Source organism: Bacillus sp. SG20033 (assembly GCF_044570195.1).
In the GTDB taxonomy this organism is placed as follows: domain Bacteria; phylum Bacillota; class Bacilli; order Bacillales; family Bacillaceae; genus Bacillus; species Bacillus subtilis.
In genome coordinates, this window is the sequence record NZ_CP172606.1 from 2,503,362 (window position 1) to 2,524,899 (window position 21,538).

The 21,538-nt window shown below is 43.3% G+C and carries 29 protein-coding genes and 1 riboswitch; of the genes, 4 read left to right on the plus strand and 25 right to left on the minus strand.

All coding sequences use genetic code 11. The features are described 5' to 3' along the window. Nucleotides 1-95: 95 nt before the first annotated feature. From ACFVP7_RS13130 to scpA, 3 genes are read right to left on the minus strand one after another with little or no spacing between them, the layout of a single operon-like run. Nucleotides 96-635: a YpuI family protein gene (locus tag ACFVP7_RS13130; RefSeq protein WP_014477219.1), complete on the minus strand. Its 540-nt coding sequence runs from the start codon at nucleotides 633-635 to the stop codon at nucleotides 96-98. 54 nt (nucleotides 636-689) lie between these two features. Beyond that, the gene (gene scpB, locus ACFVP7_RS13135; RefSeq protein ID WP_396582251.1) at nucleotides 690-1,283 is read right to left on the minus strand and encodes an SMC-Scp complex subunit ScpB; all 594 of its coding nucleotides are present in this window, start codon (nucleotides 1,281-1,283) and stop codon (nucleotides 690-692) included. After that, entirely contained in the window at nucleotides 1,273-2,028 is a 756-nt protein-coding gene (scpA, locus tag ACFVP7_RS13140; RefSeq protein ID WP_015714192.1) for a segregation/condensation protein A, read from the minus strand. The genes scpB and scpA overlap by 11 nt, the downstream gene beginning before the upstream one ends. 280 nt (nucleotides 2,029-2,308) lie before the next feature. Here scpA and ACFVP7_RS13145 point away from each other — a divergent pair, with 280 nt between their 5' ends. Then, the gene (locus ACFVP7_RS13145; RefSeq protein WP_187001796.1) at nucleotides 2,309-2,833 is read left to right on the plus strand and encodes a DUF309 domain-containing protein; all 525 of its coding nucleotides are present in this window, start codon (nucleotides 2,309-2,311) and stop codon (nucleotides 2,831-2,833) included. Between the two features lie 215 nt (nucleotides 2,834-3,048). Here ACFVP7_RS13145 and ribT read toward each other — a convergent pair whose 3' ends face one another. The 7 genes from ribT to sipS form a co-directional block, all read right to left on the minus strand. After that, nucleotides 3,049-3,423, minus strand: coding sequence for a GNAT family N-acetyltransferase RibT (ribT, locus tag ACFVP7_RS13150; RefSeq protein ID WP_003223910.1), 375 nt, complete (start codon nucleotides 3,421-3,423; stop codon nucleotides 3,049-3,051). A 112-nt stretch (nucleotides 3,424-3,535) separates the two neighbouring features. After that, nucleotides 3,536-4,000 carry a 6,7-dimethyl-8-ribityllumazine synthase gene (gene ribH / locus ACFVP7_RS13155; protein ID WP_003223915.1) on the minus strand — a complete coding sequence of 155 codons (465 nt, stop codon included), beginning with the start codon at nucleotides 3,998-4,000 and terminating at the stop codon, nucleotides 3,536-3,538. A 32-nt stretch (nucleotides 4,001-4,032) separates the two neighbouring features. Further along, nucleotides 4,033-5,229, minus strand: a complete 1,197-nt coding sequence (locus tag ACFVP7_RS13160; RefSeq protein ID WP_032726065.1) for a bifunctional 3,4-dihydroxy-2-butanone-4-phosphate synthase/GTP cyclohydrolase II — start codon at nucleotides 5,227-5,229, stop codon at nucleotides 4,033-4,035. 14 nt (nucleotides 5,230-5,243) lie between these two features. After that, nucleotides 5,244-5,891 (minus strand): riboflavin synthase subunit alpha, encoded by a 648-nt coding sequence (gene ribE, locus ACFVP7_RS13165; protein WP_029317961.1) that lies wholly within the window; start codon nucleotides 5,889-5,891, stop codon nucleotides 5,244-5,246. Nucleotides 5,892-5,901: 10 nt separating this feature from the next. Next, entirely contained in the window at nucleotides 5,902-6,987 is a 1,086-nt protein-coding gene (gene ribD, locus ACFVP7_RS13170) for a bifunctional diaminohydroxyphosphoribosylaminopyrimidine deaminase/5-amino-6-(5-phosphoribosylamino)uracil reductase RibD (protein ID WP_004398763.1), read from the minus strand. A 129-nt stretch (nucleotides 6,988-7,116) separates the two neighbouring features. Next, a riboswitch (FMN riboswitch) is annotated at nucleotides 7,117-7,261 on the minus strand. Between the two features lie 120 nt (nucleotides 7,262-7,381). After that, entirely contained in the window at nucleotides 7,382-7,726 is a 345-nt protein-coding gene (locus ACFVP7_RS13175) for a hypothetical protein (protein ID WP_003230488.1), read from the minus strand. Between the two features lie 234 nt (nucleotides 7,727-7,960). Beyond that, nucleotides 7,961-8,512 carry a signal peptidase I sipS gene (sipS, locus tag ACFVP7_RS13180; protein ID WP_396582255.1) on the minus strand — a complete coding sequence of 184 codons (552 nt, stop codon included), beginning with the start codon at nucleotides 8,510-8,512 and terminating at the stop codon, nucleotides 7,961-7,963. Nucleotides 8,513-8,751: 239 nt separating this feature from the next. On the opposite strand from sipS, the gene ACFVP7_RS13185 reads away from it, so the two are divergent. Next, nucleotides 8,752-8,991, plus strand: coding sequence for a hypothetical protein (locus ACFVP7_RS13185; protein WP_015251784.1), 240 nt, complete (start codon nucleotides 8,752-8,754; stop codon nucleotides 8,989-8,991). Here the strand turns inward: ACFVP7_RS13185 and ACFVP7_RS13190 are convergent. Further along, nucleotides 8,934-9,140, minus strand: a complete 207-nt coding sequence (locus ACFVP7_RS13190) for a zinc ribbon domain-containing protein (protein WP_003230483.1) — start codon at nucleotides 9,138-9,140, stop codon at nucleotides 8,934-8,936. The two genes, ACFVP7_RS13185 and ACFVP7_RS13190, sit on opposite strands and share 58 nt — an antisense overlap. Nucleotides 9,141-9,309: 169 nt before the next feature. On the opposite strand from ACFVP7_RS13190, the gene ACFVP7_RS13195 reads away from it, so the two are divergent. Continuing rightward, a complete protein-coding gene (locus ACFVP7_RS13195) occupies nucleotides 9,310-9,522 on the plus strand; it encodes a spore germination protein (RefSeq protein WP_003230479.1) in 213 nt (70 codons plus the stop codon). 134 nt (nucleotides 9,523-9,656) lie between these two features. Here the strand turns inward: ACFVP7_RS13195 and ACFVP7_RS13200 are convergent, their stop codons facing one another. Continuing rightward, a complete protein-coding gene (locus ACFVP7_RS13200; RefSeq protein ID WP_003223931.1) occupies nucleotides 9,657-10,088 on the minus strand; it encodes a peptidylprolyl isomerase in 432 nt (143 codons plus the stop codon). Between the two features lie 256 nt (nucleotides 10,089-10,344). On the opposite strand from ACFVP7_RS13200, the gene ACFVP7_RS13205 reads away from it, so the two are divergent. Further along, nucleotides 10,345-11,217: a DUF1002 domain-containing protein gene (locus tag ACFVP7_RS13205; RefSeq protein WP_396582257.1), complete on the plus strand. Its 873-nt coding sequence runs from the start codon at nucleotides 10,345-10,347 to the stop codon at nucleotides 11,215-11,217. Nucleotides 11,218-11,246: 29 nt separating this feature from the next. Here the strand turns inward: ACFVP7_RS13205 and lysA are convergent, their stop codons facing one another. The 13 genes from lysA to ACFVP7_RS13270 all read right to left on the minus strand — a co-directional run bounded on the left by lysA (nucleotide 11,247) and on the right by ACFVP7_RS13270 (nucleotide 21,535). Further along, the gene (gene lysA, locus ACFVP7_RS13210) at nucleotides 11,247-12,566 is read right to left on the minus strand and encodes a diaminopimelate decarboxylase (protein WP_004398851.1); all 1,320 of its coding nucleotides are present in this window, start codon (nucleotides 12,564-12,566) and stop codon (nucleotides 11,247-11,249) included. 105 nt (nucleotides 12,567-12,671) lie between these two features. Continuing rightward, a complete protein-coding gene (gene spoVAF / locus ACFVP7_RS13215; protein WP_003230471.1) occupies nucleotides 12,672-14,153 on the minus strand; it encodes a spore germination protein SpoVAF in 1,482 nt (493 codons plus the stop codon). Next, nucleotides 14,104-14,715: a stage V sporulation protein SpoVABEA gene (spoVAEA, locus tag ACFVP7_RS13220; protein WP_003230469.1), complete on the minus strand. Its 612-nt coding sequence runs from the start codon at nucleotides 14,713-14,715 to the stop codon at nucleotides 14,104-14,106. The genes spoVAF and spoVAEA overlap by 50 nt, the downstream gene beginning before the upstream one ends. Before the next feature lie 7 nt (nucleotides 14,716-14,722). Next, entirely contained in the window at nucleotides 14,723-15,073 is a 351-nt protein-coding gene (spoVAE, locus tag ACFVP7_RS13225) for a stage V sporulation protein AE (protein WP_003230467.1), read from the minus strand. A 1-nt stretch (nucleotide 15,074) separates the two neighbouring features. Further along, complete coding sequence (spoVAD, locus tag ACFVP7_RS13230) at nucleotides 15,075-16,091, minus strand: stage V sporulation protein AD (RefSeq protein ID WP_124072981.1); 1,017 nt, start codon at nucleotides 16,089-16,091, stop codon at nucleotides 15,075-15,077. 12 nt (nucleotides 16,092-16,103) lie between these two features. Further along, nucleotides 16,104-16,556 (minus strand): stage V sporulation protein AC, encoded by a 453-nt coding sequence (spoVAC, locus tag ACFVP7_RS13235; protein ID WP_396582260.1) that lies wholly within the window; start codon nucleotides 16,554-16,556, stop codon nucleotides 16,104-16,106. A 12-nt stretch (nucleotides 16,557-16,568) separates the two neighbouring features. Beyond that, complete coding sequence (gene spoVAB, locus ACFVP7_RS13240) at nucleotides 16,569-16,994, minus strand: stage V sporulation protein SpoVAB (protein WP_003230463.1); 426 nt, start codon at nucleotides 16,992-16,994, stop codon at nucleotides 16,569-16,571. Then, the gene (spoVAA, locus tag ACFVP7_RS13245) at nucleotides 16,984-17,604 is read right to left on the minus strand and encodes a stage V sporulation protein SpoVAA (protein ID WP_015714205.1); all 621 of its coding nucleotides are present in this window, start codon (nucleotides 17,602-17,604) and stop codon (nucleotides 16,984-16,986) included. Before spoVAA ends, spoVAB begins: the two co-directional genes overlap by 11 nt. 126 nt (nucleotides 17,605-17,730) lie before the next feature. Beyond that, the gene (gene sigF, locus ACFVP7_RS13250) at nucleotides 17,731-18,498 is read right to left on the minus strand and encodes an RNA polymerase sporulation sigma factor SigF (protein ID WP_003230458.1); all 768 of its coding nucleotides are present in this window, start codon (nucleotides 18,496-18,498) and stop codon (nucleotides 17,731-17,733) included. 11 nt (nucleotides 18,499-18,509) lie between these two features. After that, nucleotides 18,510-18,950 (minus strand): anti-sigma F factor, encoded by a 441-nt coding sequence (gene spoIIAB, locus ACFVP7_RS13255; RefSeq protein ID WP_014477237.1) that lies wholly within the window; start codon nucleotides 18,948-18,950, stop codon nucleotides 18,510-18,512. Next, nucleotides 18,947-19,300: an anti-sigma F factor antagonist gene (spoIIAA, locus tag ACFVP7_RS13260; RefSeq protein WP_004398633.1), complete on the minus strand. Its 354-nt coding sequence runs from the start codon at nucleotides 19,298-19,300 to the stop codon at nucleotides 18,947-18,949. Before spoIIAA ends, spoIIAB begins: the two co-directional genes overlap by 4 nt. Nucleotides 19,301-19,395: 95 nt before the next feature. Continuing rightward, nucleotides 19,396-20,565: a D-alanyl-D-alanine carboxypeptidase DacF gene (gene dacF / locus ACFVP7_RS13265; RefSeq protein ID WP_038829775.1), complete on the minus strand. Its 1,170-nt coding sequence runs from the start codon at nucleotides 20,563-20,565 to the stop codon at nucleotides 19,396-19,398. Between the two features lie 154 nt (nucleotides 20,566-20,719). Then, nucleotides 20,720-21,535 (minus strand): purine nucleoside phosphorylase I, inosine and guanosine-specific, encoded by an 816-nt coding sequence (locus ACFVP7_RS13270; RefSeq protein ID WP_003230447.1) that lies wholly within the window; start codon nucleotides 21,533-21,535, stop codon nucleotides 20,720-20,722. Between the last annotated feature and the right edge of the window lie 3 nt (nucleotides 21,536-21,538).

The window sequence follows — 21,538 nt, forward strand, 5'->3', positions numbered from 1 at the left end:
TACAAGTTTATGCGCATGTCCATCAGTTATGAATAACAATTATATTTCTGGAAGCAAACATAAAAAAACTCTCCCTGAAAAAGGGAGAGTAACCGTTATCTGATTGGCGCCATGCTTGATCCGGACGCTTCGTAATGAGCCAGCTCTTCCCTCATCTTCAGAAAGGCAGCGCTCAACGGCAATAATAATTGCTCAAGCGACGCAGGAACAGCATGATAAAACTCAATTGCGCTGACCCCGGTATAAGACGCCCGGCTATTTTCACACCACGTGTCTTTTTTCGGCATAAAGAACTCTTCAATGCATTGGTGATACACATTATAAAGTGTTTTTTCCGCTCTGGCTTCCTGAAAAGGCTCCTGCATCAGGAGACGGCGGCACGCTTCTGCGCCTCCTTCACAAAATACTGCCATTCTTCTCAGAGTGCTCAGCACATCACAGCAGTATCCTTTTTCAATAGGCAATTCAGCCTGTAAGGACTCAAGCGTCGTTTGATTTAGGTAATCGTTCACGGTATTGACAACCATTGATAAGAATTCGCCTGTTTTTTGAGTCTGCGCTCGCACAATCGAATGTCCCATTTCGTTTGGTATCTTCCCCTCATGTCTTTGTCTCTCACATTTTGCTTCTTTCATGATAGCTTCTTCCTTATATCTTATGATGATGAAAAAGCGCGATTCATTAAACTTCTATTTTATATCTTCGAAGGTTTGGTTAAAGTTTTCAAAAAATAAATCTGCTTCTTCTTGAAGAACGTCTTCTTCCGCATTTTCAGGCAGCGGCGGAAGCTCGTCCAGCGTTTTCAGACCGAATTGTTCAAGAAAAGTCGGCGTAGTACCGTATAAAATGGCCCGCCCCGGACCATCGGCACGCCCTACTTCACACAATAGCGCCTTCGCGACAAGACTGTGTAATATCCGCTCTGATTTTACTCCTCTGATTTCTTCAATTTCTGCTCTCGTAATTGGCTGTTTGTATGAAACAATGGCCAGCACTTCTAAAGATGCTTGAGAAAGGCCCTTTGACGGCACTTCAATCAGTTTTTTCAAGTAAGGCGCAAAGTCTTTTTTGGTAGAGAGCATGTACGTATCTGCATACTCAATAAGTTCAATCCCTCGTGTATCTCCGCGGTATTCGTCCGCCACATCCGCCATGATCGTGTTCAGTTCAGGCTCTTCGATTTCAAGCACTGTTAACAGCTGCTTTTTTGTAAGCCCTTCATCGCCTGCTGCATAAAGAAGGGCTTCCACAATAGCTTTCCAATTCACGATATTAAGCCCCATGAATGGATTCACTCCCCGTAATGTAAATATCTGAAAAATTGTGCTCCTGTTCAATGAGGACCAGCTGATTTTTCATCAGCTCGAGAACAGCTAGAAAGGTCACTACTAAATGTTCTTTTTGCTCATATGGAAACAGATCCATAAAGTTGATTCTCGTTCCTCTAGATTTCAAGCTGTGCACGATTTCGTTCATTCTGGCTTCGATTGGTATGTCCTGTCTTGTAATTGTTGTTTCCATCGGCCTGTTTATTTTTTTGCGTTTCAGCACTTTTTGAAAAGCTCCGATCATATCATAGACCGTGACAGAGAGCTTTTGCTCAGACTGTTTTACTTCTTTTGCATATTCACTCAAATCACTCGGCGGTTTCGTGAACGATTTTTGTCTTTCTTCTTCCCGTTCTTTTAATTCTTTCGCCGCATCTTTATATTTTCGATACTCAATCAGCTTTTCAATCAGTTCCTCCCGCGGATCTTCTTCTTCAAGCAATTCATCTTCAAAAAGCTCCTCCTCTTGCTTCGGGAGCAGCATTCTGCTTTTAATGCTGAGCAGCGTGGCAGCCATAACCAAATACTCGCTGGCCATATCGAGCTCAAGCACACGCATCGTATGTACATATAATAAATATTGTTCAGTGATCTTCGCCACAGGTATATCATATATGTCAATTTCAAGACGATTGATTAAATGAAGCAGCAGGTCCAATGGGCCCTCAAACGTATCAATTTTCACTTGATATTCTTCCATCATCTCACCATTTTCAAGTATCACTCTCATTGCCGTAAAAACTGGCTACCCTATAGTATAAGCCACCAAAAAGCTCTCGTCCAATACTATTTCATTTCCTGTTTTGAACAAGTTTGTGCAGAATATTCAAAACACGAGAGGTGTTTGCTCGGAGCGCTGAAGCGGGAGAAAAAGCCTTAGCTTCTGGTTTTCCTTTCTAAGAAGCAATAGAGGCAGAGCGTTCTTTTTTCCTTTTATCCCTTCTATGGTACACTAAAAGCACATTAAAGGAGGAAACACCTTGTATCCGAAAGCTTATATAGATTATCTCGTTGAGTTTCACGCGACACGGGATTATTTTGAATGCCATGAAATATTAGAAGAATATTGGAAGGAAGATCCGCCAAAGAAACGAAAACGCTATTGGGTGGGCTTTATTCAGCTTGCAGTGGCTTTATATCATCACAGAAGGCAGAATACAGCCGGGGCAAAAAGACTGATGGCGAACAGCATCCGGATTCTTCAAGCAGAACACCGGGCAGTCGAAGACTTAGGGCTTGATCATGGCCGTTTGCTCGAACTTATGCAATCGGTTTACGAACAAATCGAGACGGGCTCTGCCTATAAAAGCATTATGCTGCCAATCAAAGATGAGAAACTGGAGGAAGCATGCAGGATCGAATGCAGGAAAAAAAAGTATACATGGGGGCAGCCCAGTGCACTCAGGAACATATTTCTTATCGACAAACACCGTTTGCGGGATCGGACTGACGTCATCCGTGAACGTGAAAAAGAAATAGAACGCAGAAAAAAAAGCAGAGACTGATCACAGCCTCTGCTCAGCGTGTCGACAAACCCTCGCATTCGTTGTCAAGCCTGTGCGTTGGTGCTCACGAATGAAAACATTCGCTCCGATCCAATGCTCAGCTTTCCTAGACTTCAAGGGTTTTCAATCGCGCTGAAAGGATGACAAAAACCTAAAACAAAACTGTTTTCGGATTTTGTCATCAAACTAAAGCAGAGGCTGATGACAGCCTCTGCTTAATTATTGTATGAAATGTCTTGATCCTGCTGACCTTGACAACGTTCGAAAAAGCTCTGCGTTAATTCATTTGGAACCAGTACTTGCGTTTTGAATAAATGCTTTAAAGCATCCATCATCTGTTTTCCGATTCCTTGATGGCGATGAGAAGGATTCACACTGATATGCCGGATCTCAACCTCAGAATCCTTTTTTTCGACTCCGATTGCTCCGACGATATCCTCGTCCTCTTTCCAAAGAAAGAGCTGGCGGTCTGTATCCGTTTCGTAGTCCTTAATTGTCTGCTGAAGCTGCTTAAGGTCTTTTTCATTCGGCATAAACGAAAGAAGCCCCATCGCAATCTTTTCAAACGATTTTTTATAACGAATTAACATAAAAACCCCTCTATATCCAAAATGTCCAGTCTGCTATTAACGGATACGAATAGGTGATCCGTTTTCTCACATTATATCATTTTCGCCATATTTTTAAACTGTTTTCAGCAAATTATTCAAATGAGCGGTTTAAATTTGCCATTTCAATGGCAGAAACAGCACAATCTACACCTTTGTTGCCCGCTTTTGTGCCGGCACGCTCGATAGCCTGTTCGATGTTTTCAGTTGTTACAATTCCAAAGATGACAGGTACACCAGTAGTGTTTGCTGCTTGCGCGATGCCTTTTGCAGCTTCATTGCAGACATAATCGTAATGTGTCGTCGCGCCTCTGATGACAGTGCCCAATGTGATAATAGCATCATATTTTTTTGTTTCCGCCATTTTTTTCGCAGCAAACGGTATTTCAAATGCGCCTGGAACCCAAGCCACATCAATGTCATTTGTGTCTACGCCATGTCTGAGCAGCGCATCTTCTGCTCCGCTCAGCAGCTTGCTCGTAATAAAATCATTAAATCTTCCTACTACGATTCCGATTTTAAGACCTGTACCAACTAAATTTCCTTGTATGATATTCATATGATTCCCATCCTTTTTTGTGATATTTGTGATTAGAAATGAAGTAAATGACCTAGCTTGTTCATTTTGGTTTGCAAATATTTTTTATTGTGCTCTTTCGCCTCCATTTGAAGCGGCACTCTTTCTGAAATACTGAGTCCGTAGCCTTCAAGGCCTGCGATTTTTCGCGGATTATTCGTCAAAAGCTTCATATTCCGGACACCGAGGTCGCGTAAAATTTGTGCTCCGATGCCATAGTTGCGAAGATCCGGCAAGAATCCAAGCGCCTCATTGGCTTCTACGGTGTCATAACCTTGTTCCTGAAGCTTATAAGCTTTTAATTTATTGATTAAACCGATGCCTCGTCCTTCTTGGCGCAAGTACAGAAGCACTCCACGGCCTTCTGCGGCAATTTGGTTCAGCGCGGCGTGCAGCTGCGGTCCGCAGTCACAGCGATGAGAGCCAAACACGTCACCTGTGAGACATTCTGAATGCACCCGGACCAATACCGGTTCTTCTCCGAACGGCACATCTCCCATCACAAATGCGACATGCTCTTTTCCATCTACCTCATTTGTGTATCCATAAACCTTAAATGTCCCAAAATCAGTAGGCAGCGTAATGTCAACTTCACGCTCGACAAGTGTTGTCAGATTGTAACGGTATTGAATCAAATCCTTAATGGTGATCATTTTTAATTGATGCTTTTTCGCAATTTCAATGAGCTCAGGCACTCTCGCCATCGTTCCGTCTTCATTCATAATTTCACAAATGACGCCGGCTCCTGGAGATCCGCAGGCTTCAGCAAGATCAACAGCAGCTTCTGTATGGCCCGCTCTTTTCAGGACACCTCCTTTTTTCGCAATCAGCGGAAAAATGTGCCCCGGACGCTGAAAATCAGATGGCACGGATGTGCTGTCCAGCAATGCTTGAACGGTAAAAGATCTTTCTTGAGCGCTGATACCTGTTTTCGTTTCACGATGGTCTATGCTTACAGTAAATGCAGTGTGGTGAGAATCTGTATTATGCTCCACCATAGGGTGAAGATCAAGCCTGTCTGCGATTTCCTCACTGAGCGGCGTGCAGATCAGTCCTCTCCCATGTGTCGCCATAAAGTTAATGACTTCCGGCGTTGCATGCTCGGCAAGAGCCACAAAGTCTCCTTCATTTTCTCTGTCTTCATCATCTACAACGATGATGACTTCGCCTTTTTTTAAAGCGTCCAGTGCTTCTTCTATCGGATGAAACATGCAAATCTTCCTCTCTAAAAGCCGTTTTCGCTTAAGAAGGCTTTTGTAATGGTTTGTTGGGTCTTATTTTCATTGGCTTTATGCAAAAATCGATACATATATTTTCCGATCATATCGCATTCGATATTCACTTTAGAGCCGATCGTTTTTTCTGAAAAGATCGTTTCGCTGATTGTATGCGGTATTAAGGAGATCGTCACTGTGTCTTCTGTCAGGCCGAATATGGTTAAGCTCACGCCATCCACAGTAATTGATCCCTTTAAAACCAATGTTTTTGTTAATGACGGGTCCAGTTTTAAATCATAGTAAACTGCGTTGCTTTTCTCTTCAATTCGTGTGATTTCCGCAGTTCCGTCGACATGGCCTGAGACGAAATGGCCTCCGAAACGGCCGTTTGCCGCCATTGCTCTTTCCAGATTTACTTTGCTTCCTTTTGTTAAATCATTCAGTGACGTAGCTTTGACTGTTTCAGGCATAACATCCACTGTGAATTGATTTTTTGTAAAATCAGTGACAGTCAGACAAATGCCGTTCACTGCAATGCTGTCGCCAAGATGAACATCCTCTAAAATCTTTGAGCATTTAATTGTTAAGGCCATTGAATGCCCTGCTTTTTTCATGGATTCGATTGTGCCTGTTTCTTCGATAATTCCTGTAAACATGGTCACCATCCTATTCCTTTGTCGGTTTTGCCGTCAGTTTGATATCACGGCCGATTTGGGTTATATCAGTGAATTGTAATAAGGGGACATCTTTCATTGATTGAAAACCTTCACCGGAGATTAAGCTGGGAGCATGCGTTCCTCCGATTAGTTTAGGGGCAAAATAGAAGATGATTTCTTGAAAACAGCCTTCTTTGACAAAGCTTCCGTGAACAGCTGAACCGCCTTCCACATACACCGACATGATGCCTTCTTCCGCTAGGATCTTCAAAACATCAGGAATTTGAATGCGCTCGGTTTCAAGTGTAAATATGTTCACTCCGAAAGCTGAAAGCCGTTTTTTCTTTTCCTCGTCTGCGCGTGCCGTCGTAAAAATCCATGTCGGCGCTATTTGATCGCAAATCACTTTAGCGTCCTCAGGAATCGAGAGTACGGTATCAAGTATGACCCGAACCGGCTGTTTTGTTACATTCGGCAGTCTGCAGGTTAAGCTCGGATTGTCGGCTTTCACTGTGCCAACTCCGACTAAAATGCTTTGGTGTGTTTTCCTGTATTGCTGAGCATCCTGTCTTGCAGCCTCTGACGTGATCCATTTGCTGTCACCCGTGCTGGTAGCTATCTTGCCGTCAAGGCTGGCAGCCGCTTTTAGCGTGACGTACGGAAGGCCTGTCCTCATAAAGTGCAGAAATTTTTCATTCAGCCTCTCCGCCTGGTCTGCCAGGATGCCTTCCCTTACCTCAATGCCGGCTTCTTTCATCATGCTGATCCCTCTTCCAGCCACAAGCGGATTAGGATCTCTCATCGCTACGAACACTCTTTTGATGCCAGAGTTGATAATCAATTCTGCACATGGCGGTGTTTTTCCGTAATGGCTGCACGGTTCGAGTGTAACGTAAATGTCGGCACCCTCTGCATGTGCTCCAGCCATATGGATGGCATGAACTTCTGCATGAGCTTCACCATATTTTAAATGGGCGCCCATTCCGACAATTTGTCCGTCCTTTACGACAACAGCGCCGACGAGCGGATTGGATTCGGTCTGTCCTTCGCCCTGCTTCGCAAGATCTAATGCCAGCTTCATATAATACTCTTCCATTTGGTTCCCTCCCCTCTTTTGTTATTTACCGTCAAAAAAGCCCCGAATTTATAAAAAATCCGGGGCTTTAGGTATTTTACGCAATAGGAAATAACACTATGCATTTTTGAACCATTTGCATAGCGGTTCATCATCCTTCTCCCATCCAGACTTTCACTGTCGGCTTCAGCTTAAACTGAATCCACCGCGTGCTCATGCACACGGGTCACGGGCTCTAAAGCAAATGTGCTTTACTACCGCCGGTCGGGATTTCCACCCTGCCCCGAAGGATACAATCTTTATTCATTTGTCCTTATTGGCTATTATAGCGATCCTTTTTAAAGTACGCAATGAAATAAACTTACAATTTGAGAAAAACAAAACATCACCCTTCGATCCGAAAGGTGATGTTTTGTTAATCATTCACTTTTGCAACCTTGATTAATCCGTCGATCCGCTTTGATTTGCTGAAGTAAGCCTTAATCTTGTCACCTTCTTTTATATCAGATAAATCCTGATTTAATTTTTTTCCGTTGAAGATGATTTTCGTTCCGTTTTCTGCTACTCCATGATACTCTGAGCCGTCAATTTTCGTCACTTTATATTCCTGGATGGTGTATTCCTCTTCTTCCGAGGACAAGGTTTGTCCAATTGCTGTCGGAACATCCTTCAGCTCAACATCATTTATGTACATATAACCGCCTGCAAGTAAAAGCAAAAGCACTAACAGAATGGTAATCTTGGTTTTTATTCTTCCCATTTCTAAACCTCCAGCCAATATGAATCTATTCATTCATATGAGTTATTCCTTTTTTTCATGAATAAAAAACCGTAAATTCTCGTAAATTATTAATATAACGATGCATAACGGGAATATGTTTCACATTTCTGCAAAAATTTCTTTTCTATAGATATACGAATTTATGTTCTGTTTTTAGGGGATGACCGTAAAAAAGATATAAAAAAAGCAGCCCCAATGGGAAACTGCTTGATCCTAATTTGTTTTGCGCATTTCGTTAAACGGGTAGAAAACAAACTTTGATGTACCCGCAATTTGTTTTTTCGTGAAGAGGCCAAGTCCGTTACGGCTGTCCGTGGAATTCCGACGATTGTCACCCATCACAAAATACTTGTTATCAGGCACTTTAACCGGGCCGAAATCATCGGTCAAATGTTTACCGTCCTGTTTCGCTATCTTTTTATTAGCTGCCAAATAAGGTTCGTCCACCTTTTTCCCGTTAATATAGAGCTGGTCATTTTTCATCTCAACCGTATCGCCGGGAAGGCCGATAATACGTTTGACATAGTGAACATCATCTCCGTTTAACACGACGATGTCTCCTCTATCAAACTCGCCGATGTATTTGACTGTCATATTAACAAAGACCCTTTCACGATCGTGAAGTGTAGGTTCCATGGATTCACCGTCAACGACATACGGCGCAAAAATAAAGTTGCGGATGAGCAAAGCAAGAACGACAGCAATCACAATTGCTTTTGCCCATTCTAATATTGATTTTTTCTTCGAAACATTTTCTGATTTCAACTGATTTCCTCCAATAAACAACGGTCTTCAATTTATGTTATCACGAATCGAAAAAAAATCCCATTAGGACCATTGAAGTGATTTTACAAACACATCTTCTACCCACATCATGCCTATTTTTCTTGTCGATCATAACTAAGCCTGCAAATATTGAAAGAAATGAATCGCATAATTCAGAAGCGATGGACTCAGAAGAAAGAGAGTTCTCATATGCTAAATCTTTAGATCGTATATAAGGCATGAGGTTACGAACAGTTTGTTCATTTATCTCCCAGTCCATGATATCCATGGCACTTGACAAAACAATTCACATCAAGAAGGTTACTGGAATGTTTGCGGCAATCTATTTCACAGGTGATAACCGCACCCCGTTTTTTGCTTTCATAATATGTTTAAAATCATTCAAGCTCGAAAACATGGATCAGCCTCCAAAAAATAAATCCAATATATTCCCGGCAGTTGAAGACTCTTTATTATAAAACTCTGAATATCCGCAGTTCTTACAGTAAACCACTAGAAATCGGTTATGCTGCACGTCAAACAGCTTTGATAATCCCGTGCCGGTTGTGGCTATTTCTTTTTGTCCGGCTTCTGTACTGCCGCATTTTATACAGCCTTTGTTGTCCATATCGCGATCTCCTTTTCATTACATCACGTTTGTTTGATTTATTTTACTACAAAATATCAATCCCAATGAACAGGCATCTCCTAAATATTTTTGCCATTAAGTTTACGCTAATCAACTCTAGCACTAATACATATAAAAAATAGAATGATATGAAAGGAGACTTGATAGTATGATTGATTATCCTATTAATATAAACAACGTTTCCGGGAACAGTGTAATTAACGTAGGCGGCGCTTTTATGATCAGGCCTTTAACTTTGTCCAAATCTGTGTTTGGCTCCGGAGGTTTAAACACAGGAATTGTCTTTGAAAATAACTTTGTAAGCAAGGCTAAAATGATTAATCATCAATTTACTGATCAGAACGTCACCAAAACTTTTTAATGTATTCAATACACGGGGGTCACTAACTAAACACCTGGTTTTACCAACCGCCATCAGCACTCGGCGGTTTTTTATTGAACATTTTTACCCAATAAAAAAGCCCCCTCTATATGAGGAAGCCTTTTGCCTGCCAATTAGCCTTCAACGCGAACTTCTTTCATGACGTCGCCGTTAGACATGTTTTTTGCGAATTCTAATCCGCTTGTTACTTTACCGAACACAGTGTGAACACCGTTCAAATGAGGCTGTGGCTCATGAACGATGAAAAATTGGCTGCCGCCAGTGTCTTTTCCGGCATGTGCCATAGAAAGTGCGCCCGCCTCATGTGTATGCGGGTTGCCTTCTGTTTCACATTTGATTGTGTATCCCGGACCGCCAGTACCAGTTCCGTGCGGGCAGCCGCCTTGGCTGACGAAGCCAGGAATCACTCGGTGGAATGTAAGCCCGTCATAAAAGCCTTCGTTCGCAAGCTTTTCAAAGTTTGCAACAGTTCCAGGTGCAGCTTCAGGATAAAGTTCAAATTCAATTTTGTTCCCGTCTTCTAATAAAAAGTAACCTGTTTTCAATTGTATGCCTACTTTCTTTATTTTAATTTTCAAAGGAGATTATGTATGATAGGTTATAGCCTGTCTCTCCTTGTCGCGGCTATTATACCACACCTTTCGGGGGAAAACGAATCTCCCGGGCTTTACTAAAAAATAAAAATGAAACCTGAATCTCTTTATCTCCGTCTAACCTAACGGAACTGTATTTTTCATGATTCAGGTCCTCACAAAGCAGCACTATCCAGCTGCTTGTGAAATTGAAGGAGGTCAAACTGCTTTGAAGAAAATTTGGATTGGAATGCTGGCATCGGCCGTTTTGCTGCTGATGGTTCCGAAGGTCAGTCTCGCGGATGCCGCAGTTGGAGATGTCATTGTAACACTGGGTGCTGATTTGTCAGAATCCGACAAACAAAAAGTGCTTGATGAAATGAATGTCCCTGATAATGCCACAACGGTAACCGTGACCAATAAGGAAGAACATGAATATTTAGGAAAATATATATCGAACGCGCAAATCGGATCGAGAGCGATTTCTTCATCGTCAATCACCATTGCCAAAAAAGGCTCCGGATTGAATGTTGAGACTCATAATATCAGCGGCATCACAGATGAAATGTACCTGAATGCACTGATGACAGCCGGTGTTAAAGATGCGAAGGTGTATGTTACAGCACCGTTTGAAGTATCCGGGACTGCCGCTTTAACTGGATTGATTAAGGCTTATGAAGTTTCTTCTGACGAAGCGATCTCGGAGGATGTTAAGCAAGTCGCCAACCAAGAGCTTGTCACGACATCAGAGCTTGGAGACAAAATCGGTAACGAAAATGCGGCAGCCCTGATTGCAAAAATCAAAGAAGAGTTTGCTAAAAACGGGGTGCCTGATAATAAAGCTGACATCGAAAAACAAGTGGATGACGCAGCTTCTGATTTAAACGTCACACTTACAGACAGCCAAAAGAATCAGCTTGTCTCCCTATTCAATAAGATGAAAAACGCTGACATTGACTGGGGACAGGTCAGTGACCAGCTAGATAAAGCGAAAGATAAGATTACGAAATTCATAGAATCAGATGAAGGCAAAAACTTCATCCAGAAAGTCATTGATTTCTTCGTATCTATCTGGAATGCGATTGTATCTATATTCAAATAGGAAAAGCGCCGAAAAATCGGCGCTTTCTTTTATTGCTTTACACCCGTTTTAAATGGCAGATCAAGTTTTACAATATCTTCGTATGTTTCTCGCTTCACGACTAAATGAGCTTCACCGTTTTCGACAAATACAACGGCGGGCCTCGGAATACGGTTATAATTGTTGGCCATGCTGTATCCATAAGCGCCTGTACAAAAAACGGCAAGAAGATCGCCTTCTTTTACTTCCGGCAGGTCAATATCCCAAATCAGCATATCTCCGCTTTCACAGCACTTTCCGGCAATCGATACCGTTTTGTCATGCGCTTCTCCGATCCTGTTGGCTGCCGCAGCTTCATATTTAGCTTGGTAAAGCGCAGGACGAATATTGTCGTTCATGCCTCCGTCTACAGCCACATATTGGCGGACACCCGGCACTTCTTTTTGAGAGCCAACCGTATAAAGAGTTGTGCCTGCGTCTCCCACGAGAGAACGGCCCGGTTCGATCCAAATTTCCGGGATGTCAAAACCGTAACGGGAAGCATTTTCTTTCACAGCTTCGATAATTTTTTCAACGTATTCAGTGGCATGAAGCGGTTCATCATCTTCCGTATAACGAATGCCGAAACCTCCTCCAAGATTCAGCACCTTGGATACAAATGAATATGAATCTCTCCACTCGTCTAGTTTTTTGAAGATTTTTTCCGCTGCTAACACAAAACCGGCCGTATCAAAGATTTGCGAGCCGATATGGCAATGGACACCCAGCAGCTGAATGTGTTCCGATTGTAATACTTGTTCAATGGCCCGTTCAGTTTGTCCGTTATGAAGATCGAAACCAAACTTTGAATCTTCCTGGCCCGTTGTAATGTAGTCATGCGTATGCGCTTCTACTCCGGGCGTGATCCGAAGAAGAACATCGATGGAGTGACCCGTTTCTTTACATAGGTCTTCAAGAAGCGCAATTTCATAGAAATTATCCACCACAATGCAGCCGATGCGGTGCTCAAGCGCCATGCGCAGTTCTTCCCTGCTCTTATTGTTTCCATGAAAGTGGATGCGTTCTGCCGGAAAGCCTGCCGCAACAGCCGTATAAAGCTCTCCTCCGGATACGACATCTAAAGAAAGTCCCTCTTCCTCAGCGAGCTGAATCATTGCGACTGATGAGAATGCTTTGCTCGCATATGCCACCTGTGCTTTCAGCCCTGCAGAAATAAACGCCTGTTTAAAGCTTTTAGCACGCTCACGTATTAAAGCCACATCATATACGTAAAGAGGTGTACCATATTTCTCCGCTAAATAGAGAGCATCCACACCTCCGATTTCTAAATGACCATGTTGATTTTGTCTGCTTGTGCCGTGTAAGAACAATGTCATTCCCTCTTTCTCCGCTTATGGATGAAAGGACAGTTTTATGGACTGTCCCTTCATAATTAAGACATACATTATCATACTCTTCAGTCAGTTTCAATGCGATTATGAATTGGTAGGCTGTCTTAAGCGATTTTTGGGGTGAACGATACTGGGTCTTACTTTTGCGCCAGGTTTCGCTGTGCGGACAAGAACCTGCCACAGCGCCTTTCCATTAAAGGGAATCAGCGGCCATAAGTACGGTGTCTGAAGGGATTTGATGCTTGCCATGGCAATAATTAGCACTGTAAATCCGATGACGAGCCCTTTTATATGAAATAAGGCAACGAGTATCATGAGGACAAGACGGCTCATTTTGTTTGCCAAGCTTAATTCATAACTAGGCGTCGTAAAGGTTCCAATCGCCGCAAGTGAGACGTACAGAATCACCTCAGGCGAAAAAAGGCCGACTTCAATCGCAATCTGCCCGATCAGAACAGCGGCAATTAAACCCATTGCTGTCGATAAAGCCGTCGGGGTGTGAATGGCAGCCATTCTGAGAAACTCGATTCCTAAGTCAGCTAAAAATATCTGCAGGATGATCGGGATATGCGTATCTTTATTTAAACCGATAAATTTCATATTGTCCGGGAGCAGATCAGGCTGAAGCACAAAGAGAAACCAGATCGGAAGAAATAAAGTAGAAGCAAGAATACCGAAAAATCTTACCCATCTTAAAAAGGTCCCGACTGAAGGCGCCTGCCTATATTCTTCAGCATGCTGCACATGGTGAAATAAAGTCGTCGGGGTAATGATCACACTCGGCGATGTGTCCACTATAATGATAACATGGCCTTCTAGAACATGATTTGCGGCCACATCCGGTCTTTCTGTATAGCGCACGAGCGGAAAAGGATTATAGCTTTGATTAACAATGAATTCCTCGACAGTTTTGTCTGCCATTGTTAATCCATCGACATCAATGGATGCAATTTCTTTTTCTACGATCTCAACCAGATCCGGATCAGCTATATCTTCTATATAACAAATGCTTAAATCCGTCTTTGACCGCTCGCCAACTTTAGTCATCTTGACTCGAAGGCGCTCGTCTCTGATCCGCCTTCTGAGAAGGGCCGTATTGACGACGATATTTTCAACAAATCCGTCTCTGGCTCCCCTGACCACCTTTTCCGTATCAGGTTCTTCCGGGTTTCTGCCCGGATAGCTTCTGACGTCAATTATAAATGCGAAGCCTGCACCTTCAACAATGACAGCGACGAGCCCGGACAGCACTTGGTCGGTGGTTTCATCCAAGGTTTTTACTTTTTCGACCTGGGCGTTAAGCAGCCTGTTTTCGACGATGTCGACCAGCTCATCAGGGTCTTCTTTCCGATTGTTAATGGCAACAAGCTCTCTCATTAAATGAATAATATAGGCTGTATCGCATAATCCATTTAGATAGTAAAGCTGGATCTCTTTATCTAAAATCGTGAGCTTGCGAACACCTACATCATAGCTCGTCCCCATCCCAACACGGTTTTTGAAATACTCTTCATTTTTAGCTGGATTCCGATAAACCCGAATTTTCTCTTCCTTGTGGTCCGGCATGATACCCGCTCCTTTCTAAAATAAACTCGACCGCTTTCATGGTGATTGGCGACCCTTTTGAGATATCGTCTTTTCTGCCCATTTTGCCGATATCCCCGATACCGACAATAAGCGGGAGATCAAGTTTATCAAGGCAATAGACTGTATCTCCACTCATTCTGTGGTCATCAAATTCTCTTTCCCCGACTTTATCAACGCCGTATTCAGTTATTTCTCCATTGCGGTCAATGCTTACATCGACCCTGGTCCATTCAGCCTGATGTGTTTTTGACGCGACCGCAATTACACCGAGCACTTCAATAGACGGATGGGTTGCGACATAGGTTAGAGCGGCTTCTCCCGGACCCTCTCCTTGAAGGCCGGAGTCGTCAAACATGACAAATACAGGATCATACGGTGCTGAGGCGATCAGCTTGACAAGCTCGGCGCCGCTGCGGGTGGAAGGATTCCCTTTTGATTGTGAAATGCATCGACCTCCCACTTTGCTTGCGGCGTATTCAATTGTTTTAGCGGCATAAACATCCCCGTCTGTTACCAGTATGACCTTGCGTTTTGTCGTCATGTCGGCATTATCCTTTCGGTTTGAAAATAACAGCTACGATAAAGGCGAAAAGAATAGCGGCTGAGATACCGGCCGAGGTCAGCTCAAAAATCCCCATGCCGATTCCGATAAATCCGTGTATATGCGCCTGATGCATGGCGCCGTGCAGAAGACTGTGACCGAAGCTGACGATCGGAACGGTGGCGCCTCCTCCGGCAAATTCAATAAATTTATCGTAAATGCCGAAACCATCTAATATTGCACCGATTACAACAAATGATGTCATGACATGAGCTGGCGTCAATTTAAAAATATCCAAGAGCAGCTGGCCGACGATACAAATGGCCCCGCCGCAGACAAAAGCCAAAAGGTAGTCCATGTTAAGATGCACCTCCTGCACGCTCAAATACAACCCCGTGGGCGATAGTCGGGATGGTTTCTTTTTGCTGGATCATCGTCGGGCTTAATAGTGCCCCGGTCGCTACGACAAATACACGGTTTAATTTTCCTTCTCTCAGCTGCTTAAAAATATGAGAGTAGGTGACAACCGCTGAACAAGCACAGCCGCTCCCCCCGGCAAAGACCTGCTGATCCGGAGTGTAAATCAGAAGCCCGCAATCATCATGCTTTGTGCCGACTGGATATCCATCTTCTTTTAAGATGTCTTTTACGATTGGAGAACCGACGCCTGACAGGTCACCTGTCAGGATTAGATCATAATCATCCGCTGTCCGGTTGAGATCTTTAAAGTGCTGCTTAATCGTATCAGCTGCAGCCGGAGCCATAGCCGATCCCATATCAAAAGGGTCTGTAATTCCTAAATCAGAAACCTTTCCGACAGTCGCACTTGTGATTTGGATATCACCCGGTGTCTGACTGATGACAACTGCACCGCTTCCGGTTACAGTGGAGGTAGCAGTGTCCGGTTTTTGGCCTCCGTATTCTGTCGGATAGCGAAACTGTCTTTCCGCAGTTGCATTGTGACTGCTAGTGGCAGCGAGTGCCCTTTTGGCAAACCCGCCATCAACTAAGGCTGATGCGACAGCCACTGTTTCCATTGATGTTGAACAGGCGCCAAACATACAAAGAAATGGGATTTTCAAGTGTCTTGCCACATAGTTAGCCGTCACGTTTTGGTTCAGCAAGTCGCCTGCCAGCAATAGGTCAATATCATCTTTTGTCAGATTGTTTTTTTGAAGTGCAACATTAACAGCGTCTTCCATCAGCTGCCGTTCCGCCATTTCCCAGCTTTTTTGATTACAATGCATTTCGTCATAGGTTTTATCAAATAAAGAGCCGAGCGGTCCGTCTTTTTCCTTTGGTCCTGCTGCCGTTCCCGCTGAGTTGACAAATATGGGATGTTCAAATATCCAGGTTTGCTTTCCTGTTAATTTCATTTTCTTCTCCTCCTATGACATCAGTTTCTCAAAAGCAAACCGAATCATTCCAACGATGTATGCAGCTACAACTCCGAAAACAATAACATTTCCTGCCAGTTTAAACATATTTGTCGCTACTCCAAGCACTAATCCTTCGCTTTTATATTCAAGAGCCGCGCTTGCCATACTGTTGGCAAAACCTGTGACAGGTACGGCTGAACCTGCGCCTGCGAATTGTCCGATTCTGTCATAGATGCCAACCCCTGTAAGCAGGGCAGAAATTAATATCAGCGTTGCAGCTGTTGGATTCCCCGCAGTTTTTTCATTGAAATCAAAAAAATGGATATAAAAATTTTGCAGACCTTGCCCGATTGCACAAATCAGTCCGCCCACTAAAAAGGCTTTTACACAGTTCCAGACGTAAGGCGGCTTAGGCTGATATGTTTTCACTTTTGATTTGTAATTTTCTTTTATGTTTGTCATCTTGAAACCTCCTTATGAATGGTCAATAAAGTACAGCCAGTGAAATAAAGATCCCGCGATTTTCCCAATCACGATGGCCATTAATAAAATAATGATTTTACTTCTGAGCCCGATTCGTTTCGCCAAAATCGGCAGGACATTTAAAACTTCTGTAAGAGCAGCCGCTAGCATCCCGACGAACAAACCTGCCAGAAGCCCGACCGGCACAGCTATCCATTTTGTTAGATAAAGATGATTCATATGAAGCGTCTCCCATCCCCCGCAAACCGCGCCAAGAATGACAGCCGCTTCATAAGCCTGAACAAATCTCATTGTTTTGGTGAGCTGCATCAGCCGCGGAATGATTCCCATTACGGTTAAAAAAGCAACGAAACCCGCCCCCACCGTTATGCCTCCGCCGAGCCCTACAAAAATAATGAACAATACACTAACGATCATGCAGATCCTTTATGGTTTCTTGATTCTCATGCATGGCCACATATTGATCGAGATCAAGCTGATAGTTAAACATCTCAACCTCCAGCGGGCTGGGCTCTTCATTTAGGCGCTTTTTAAATATGTGGTTAAAAAACACGATCATCCCCAGTCCCAAACCGATGCTGTATGGGATTTGAAGCAAATATGGATAGTCATTCCTCTCTCCGGTTATGATTTCATATAGTGCGATATGAACATCTCTCATGCTTACATCCTCATGAAAGTTCATGATGGCAAGACACGATCCAATAAACAGAAGCAGCCAGACACCGATAAATAGAACCGTTGATAAATTTCGCTTTCGATATTGAATTTCAACAATGGTTTCTGCTCCGCCTACGGTTTGAACATCAAGTGTCGGATCTTGTAAATGAATGGCTCTGAGGACTTGTATGATATCCAGAATTACGATATTTTTATCTTTTTCGCTCACCTGATAAAGCGGCATAGCCGAAAGTTTCTTTTTCAGCTGAAGCTGCCCTTCTATTTGCGCGGCATCTCCAACGGTAATAATATCCCCTGGATGTGCCAGCACCCGGTGGCGAAGCCGGATAAATATTCGTCGTTCCATCATTGATCACCATCTTTCGGTGGTTATATATGTAGTATGTGGTTCGATTTTGTTCTCATTCATCCGCTCGAAAAGACCATAAATTACCACGCTTTTGCACACAAAAAAGCTAGCCTGCACTGCAGACTAGCCATCCGTATGATCCATTTGAACCTTGATCTGTTTTAATATTTTCTTTTCAAGCCTGGAAACTTGCACCTGAGAGATCCCGAGCCGCTCAGCCACCTCGGACTGTGTCTGGTCTTTATAATATCTGAGATAGACGATTAGTTTTTCCCTTTCCTCCAAATCGCTGATTGCTTCTTTCAGCGCAATTTTGTCAAACCATTTTTCTTCTGAGTTGTCAGCGATTTGATCAAGCAGGGTAATCGGATCTCCGTCATTTTCATAAACGGTTTCGTGAATCGAAGATGGAGCCCTTACCGCCTCTTGGGCCAGTACAACATCCTCAGCTTCAATCTCCAAATGGTCAGCGATCTCCTGCACCGTCGGCACTCTGCCCAGTGTTTTCGAAAGCTCATCCTTTGCGCGCCGGATTTTGTTTCCAAGCTCTTTTAATGACCGTGATACCTTTACGGTTCCGTCATCACGGATAAATCGTTGGATTTCTCCGATAATCATCGGCACTGCATACGTTGAAAAACGCACATCATAGGTTAAATCAAATTTGTCAACAGATTTTAACAGCCCGATGCAGCCGATCTGGAAGAGATCGTCAGGCTCATATCCTCTGTTTAAAAACCGCTGTACGACAGACCAAACAAGACGCATGTTTTTTTCTATGAGGAGGTCTCTTGCCTGCTGGTCGCCATTTTGGCTTTGTTTGATTAATTCCTTTACTTCATGATCCTTCAGCTGAGCGTTTTTGCCGTTTTTCTTAACCTCCACATCCATAACAAATCTCCTTAATTACAAAGCGCTTTGCTTTTTGATAAGTGCTTTGTTAAGCGAATCGTTGTTCCCATTTCAGGCGATGAATCGATACTGACATCATCCATGAAATTTTCCATAATGGTAAAGCCCATTCCAGAGCGCTCAAGCTCAGGCTTAGTCGTAAATAGAGGCTGACGGGCTTCTTCAAGATCTGTAATGCCTAAGCCTTCATCACGAATGGTCATATATACGACATGATCTTCCAGCGTCACTGAAATGTAAACTTTCCCTTCACAGTTCTCTTCATATCCATGGATAATTGCATTTGTGACAGCCTCTGACACGACTGTTTTGATTTCAGTCAGTTCATCCATTGTCGGGTCCAGCTGAGCTATAAATGAAGCAACTGTCACACGGGCGAACGATTCATTCTGACTGAGGGCAGAAAACTCAATGTGCATTTCATTTTTCATGATGCCACCCCCAGTGTCAGGAGCGCCTGCTGTTCAGATTGTTCAAATCGGATAATTTTAAACAGACCCGACATATCAAACAATCGCTTCACCGCAGGAGAGATAGCGCAAACAACCATTTCTCCGCCAATTTGCTTAATTTGCTTGTATCTTCCTAAAATAACGCCAAGCCCCGAGCTGTCCATAAAGGAAAGGTCCTCCAAGTTCAGCACGATATGGCGAATATCATCCTTCTCCAATGATTGAGTCACTTTTTGCTTCAGGGTTTCAGCCGTATGGTGATCGAGTTCGCCTGTTAATCGAATACAAAGCACAGATTCTTTGACATTCATGTCAATTCCAAGGCTCATGCTCATTCCTCCTTGATATGATCGGATAATGAGTGTTTCGATTTCGACGGAATGAATTCCTTCACCGTGACAAAACTAGTGGTCATTCGGCATAATTACTTAAATTTTGTCCAGTCTCCCATCGTCCGCTTCAAGAATGTGATAAACCCGGCTTTCTTCATATCTTCTTTTGCAGCAACAGGACTTTCAGCGAGTACTTCTCCATCCTTTTTCAGAACAAGAGTGCCAAGCTCTTGGCCTTTTTGAATCGGAGCACTAATATTGTCCTTCATCTTGATTTCTTTTTTCACATCGTTCATATCCTCGCCTTTTTTCGTCAATATTGAAATCGGCTCAGATGTAGTGAGTTCGATCAATTTTTGTTTCCCTTTTTTGACCTTTACTTTTGCTACTGTTTCATTTCGTTTATATAAAGGATGCGTTTCATATTGGCTAAAGGCGAAGTCAAGCATTTTTGTCACTTGCGCGTTTCTTTCTTTAGGCGTGCTCGCTCCGAATACAACCGCTATGGCCCGCATGTTTCCTTTTTTAGCCGAAGCAGTCAGACAATATTTCGCTTCGCCTGTATAGCCTGTTTTTACGCCGTCTACACCAGGATAAAATTTGATAAGGCGATTTGTATTTACAAGCCAAAACTTTTTATCTGTATTTTCACGCAGATAATCTTCATACGTGCCGGTAAACTTCGTAATTGATTCGTATTTCAATAATTCCTTAGCCATGATTGCCATGTCATAAGCAGAGCTGTAGTGTCCTTCCTCGGTCAGTCCTGTTGGGTTTTTAAAGGATGTATTTTTCAATCCCAGCTCTTTTGCTTTTTTATTCATTTTCTTCACAAATTCTTCTTCAGAGCCGGAAATAAATTCAGCCATGGCGACGGAAGCGTCATTTCCCGAAGCGATTGCGATGCCTTTCAGCATTTCTTTGACAGTCATTTCTTCGCCGGGCTCAAGGAAGATCTGTGAGCCGCCCATTGACGCCGCATGCTCGCTTGTACGGACTTTATCACTCATTTTGATTTTGCCTTTATCTAAAGCTTCCATAATCAAAAGCATCGTCATAATTTTCGTCATGCTTGCAGGCGCCAGTCTCTCATTGCTGTTCTTGTTGTAAAGCACTTTTCCCGTGTCACGTTCTATCAGCACCGCAGACTTCGCTTCATGAGCAAGCTCCGATGTACGTTTTCCGTCTTGTTTTGCAAATGCAGACGGTGCAAATGTAAGCAGCATTATACCAATCAACAAAGTGGATAAAAGACGTTTCATCTCAAAAGCCCTCCATTTCATAATCCTTTTTATTTTTTCCAAGCGGGATGGTTTTATACGCCACTGATGGAAAATGTTTCGAATTTTGGGCATAAAAAAAGACAGCTGTGTGATATCAGACACAGCTGTCTTTTGGTCCTGCATTGATTCATATTTATTCGTACTGAGCGACGATCGCTTTAACAAGCTTTAAGAATCCAGCTTTTACTTTTTCGGTCACTTCCATAACTTCATCGTGACTTAAAGGCTGATCCAGAATTCCGGCTGCCGCGTTAGAGATGCAGGAAATGCCAAGAACCCGCATTCCCGCATGATTCGCTACAATGACTTCCGGAACAGTAGACATGCCGACTGCATCAGAGCCCATCGTTCTTAAGAAACGGACTTCTGCCGGTGTTTCGTAAGAAGGTCCTGTCACAGCAGTGTACACGCCTTTTTGAATTGGGATATTAAGGTCTTTCGCAATCTTTTCAGCCAGGCTGGACAGATCTTTGTCATAGGCTGAAGACATATCTGGAAATCTGGCGCCGAAATCTGCTTCGTTTGGCCCGATTAACGGGTTTGTTCCCATAAAGTTGATATGATCGGTAATAATCATTAAGTCTCCCGCACGGAATTCAGTGTTGACACCGCCTGCGGCATTTGTCACGATCAACGCTTCCACACCGAGCGCTTTCATCACGCGTACAGGGAATGTGACTTTCTCCATTGAGTAGCCTTCATAAAAATGAAAGCGGCCCTGCATTGCAATGACGGAAACTCCTTCAAGAGTGCCAAGCACAAGCTGTCCGGCATGCCCTTCAACAGTAGATACCGGGAATTCAGGTATATCTTCATATTTCAGCTTGACTGGATTTTCAATTTCGTCCGCCAAAATGCCAAGACCTGAGCCTAAAATAAGGCCGATCTTCGGAGATTCAGGCAGGTTTTGTTTAATAAAAGCGGCTGCGCGTTCAATTCTGTCCTTCAAGAA

What these genes read in the sequence shown, in the direction of transcription:
- ACFVP7_RS13130 (WP_014477219.1), bottom strand. Translation starts at nt 635, where the DNA reads ATGAAAGAAGCAAAATGTGAGAGACAAAGACATGAGGGGAAGATACCA.
- scpB (WP_396582251.1), bottom strand. Translation starts at nt 1,283, where the DNA reads ATGGGGCTTAATATCGTGAATTGGAAAGCTATTGTGGAAGCCCTTCTT.
- scpA (WP_015714192.1), bottom strand. Translation starts at nt 2,028, where the DNA reads ATGGAAGAATATCAAGTGAAAATTGATACGTTTGAGGGCCCATTGGAC.
- ribT (WP_003223910.1), bottom strand. Translation starts at nt 3,423, where the DNA reads ATGTTAATTCGTTATAAAAAATCGTTTGAAAAGATTGCGATGGGGCTT.
- ribH (WP_003223915.1), bottom strand. Translation starts at nt 4,000, where the DNA reads ATGAATATCATACAAGGAAATTTAGTTGGTACAGGTCTTAAAATCGGA.
- ACFVP7_RS13160 (WP_032726065.1), bottom strand. Translation starts at nt 5,229, where the DNA reads ATGTTTCATCCGATAGAAGAAGCACTGGACGCTTTAAAAAAAGGCGAA.
- ribE (WP_029317961.1), bottom strand. Translation starts at nt 5,891, where the DNA reads ATGTTTACAGGAATTATCGAAGAAACAGGCACAATCGAATCCATGAAA.
- ribD (WP_004398763.1), bottom strand. Translation starts at nt 6,987, where the DNA reads ATGGAAGAGTATTATATGAAGCTGGCATTAGATCTTGCGAAGCAGGGC.
- ACFVP7_RS13175 (WP_003230488.1), bottom strand. Translation starts at nt 7,726, where the DNA reads ATGGGAAGAATAAAAACCAAGATTACCATTCTGTTAGTGCTTTTGCTT.
- ACFVP7_RS13185 (WP_015251784.1), top strand. Translation starts at nt 8,752, where the DNA reads ATGAGGTTACGAACAGTTTGTTCATTTATCTCCCAGTCCATGATATCC.
- ACFVP7_RS13190 (WP_003230483.1), bottom strand. Translation starts at nt 9,140, where the DNA reads ATGGACAACAAAGGCTGTATAAAATGCGGCAGTACAGAAGCCGGACAA.
- ACFVP7_RS13195 (WP_003230479.1), top strand. Translation starts at nt 9,310, where the DNA reads ATGATTGATTATCCTATTAATATAAACAACGTTTCCGGGAACAGTGTA.
- spoVAF (WP_003230471.1), bottom strand. Translation starts at nt 14,153, where the DNA reads ATGCCGGACCACAAGGAAGAGAAAATTCGGGTTTATCGGAATCCAGCT.
- spoVAEA (WP_003230469.1), bottom strand. Translation starts at nt 14,715, where the DNA reads ATGACGACAAAACGCAAGGTCATACTGGTAACAGACGGGGATGTTTAT.
- spoVAE (WP_003230467.1), bottom strand. Translation starts at nt 15,073, where the DNA reads ATGGACTACCTTTTGGCTTTTGTCTGCGGCGGGGCCATTTGTATCGTC.
- spoVAD (WP_124072981.1), bottom strand. Translation starts at nt 16,091, where the DNA reads ATGAAATTAACAGGAAAGCAAACCTGGATATTTGAACATCCCATATTT.
- spoVAC (WP_396582260.1), bottom strand. Translation starts at nt 16,556, where the DNA reads ATGACAAACATAAAAGAAAATTACAAATCAAAAGTGAAAACATATCAG.
- spoVAB (WP_003230463.1), bottom strand. Translation starts at nt 16,994, where the DNA reads ATGATCGTTAGTGTATTGTTCATTATTTTTGTAGGGCTCGGCGGAGGC.
- spoVAA (WP_015714205.1), bottom strand. Translation starts at nt 17,604, where the DNA reads ATGGAACGACGAATATTTATCCGGCTTCGCCACCGGGTGCTGGCACAT.
- sigF (WP_003230458.1), bottom strand. Translation starts at nt 18,498, where the DNA reads ATGGATGTGGAGGTTAAGAAAAACGGCAAAAACGCTCAGCTGAAGGAT.
- spoIIAB (WP_014477237.1), bottom strand. Translation starts at nt 18,950, where the DNA reads ATGAAAAATGAAATGCACATTGAGTTTTCTGCCCTCAGTCAGAATGAA.
- spoIIAA (WP_004398633.1), bottom strand. Translation starts at nt 19,300, where the DNA reads ATGAGCCTTGGAATTGACATGAATGTCAAAGAATCTGTGCTTTGTATT.
- dacF (WP_038829775.1), bottom strand. Translation starts at nt 20,565, where the DNA reads ATGAAACGTCTTTTATCCACTTTGTTGATTGGTATAATGCTGCTTACA.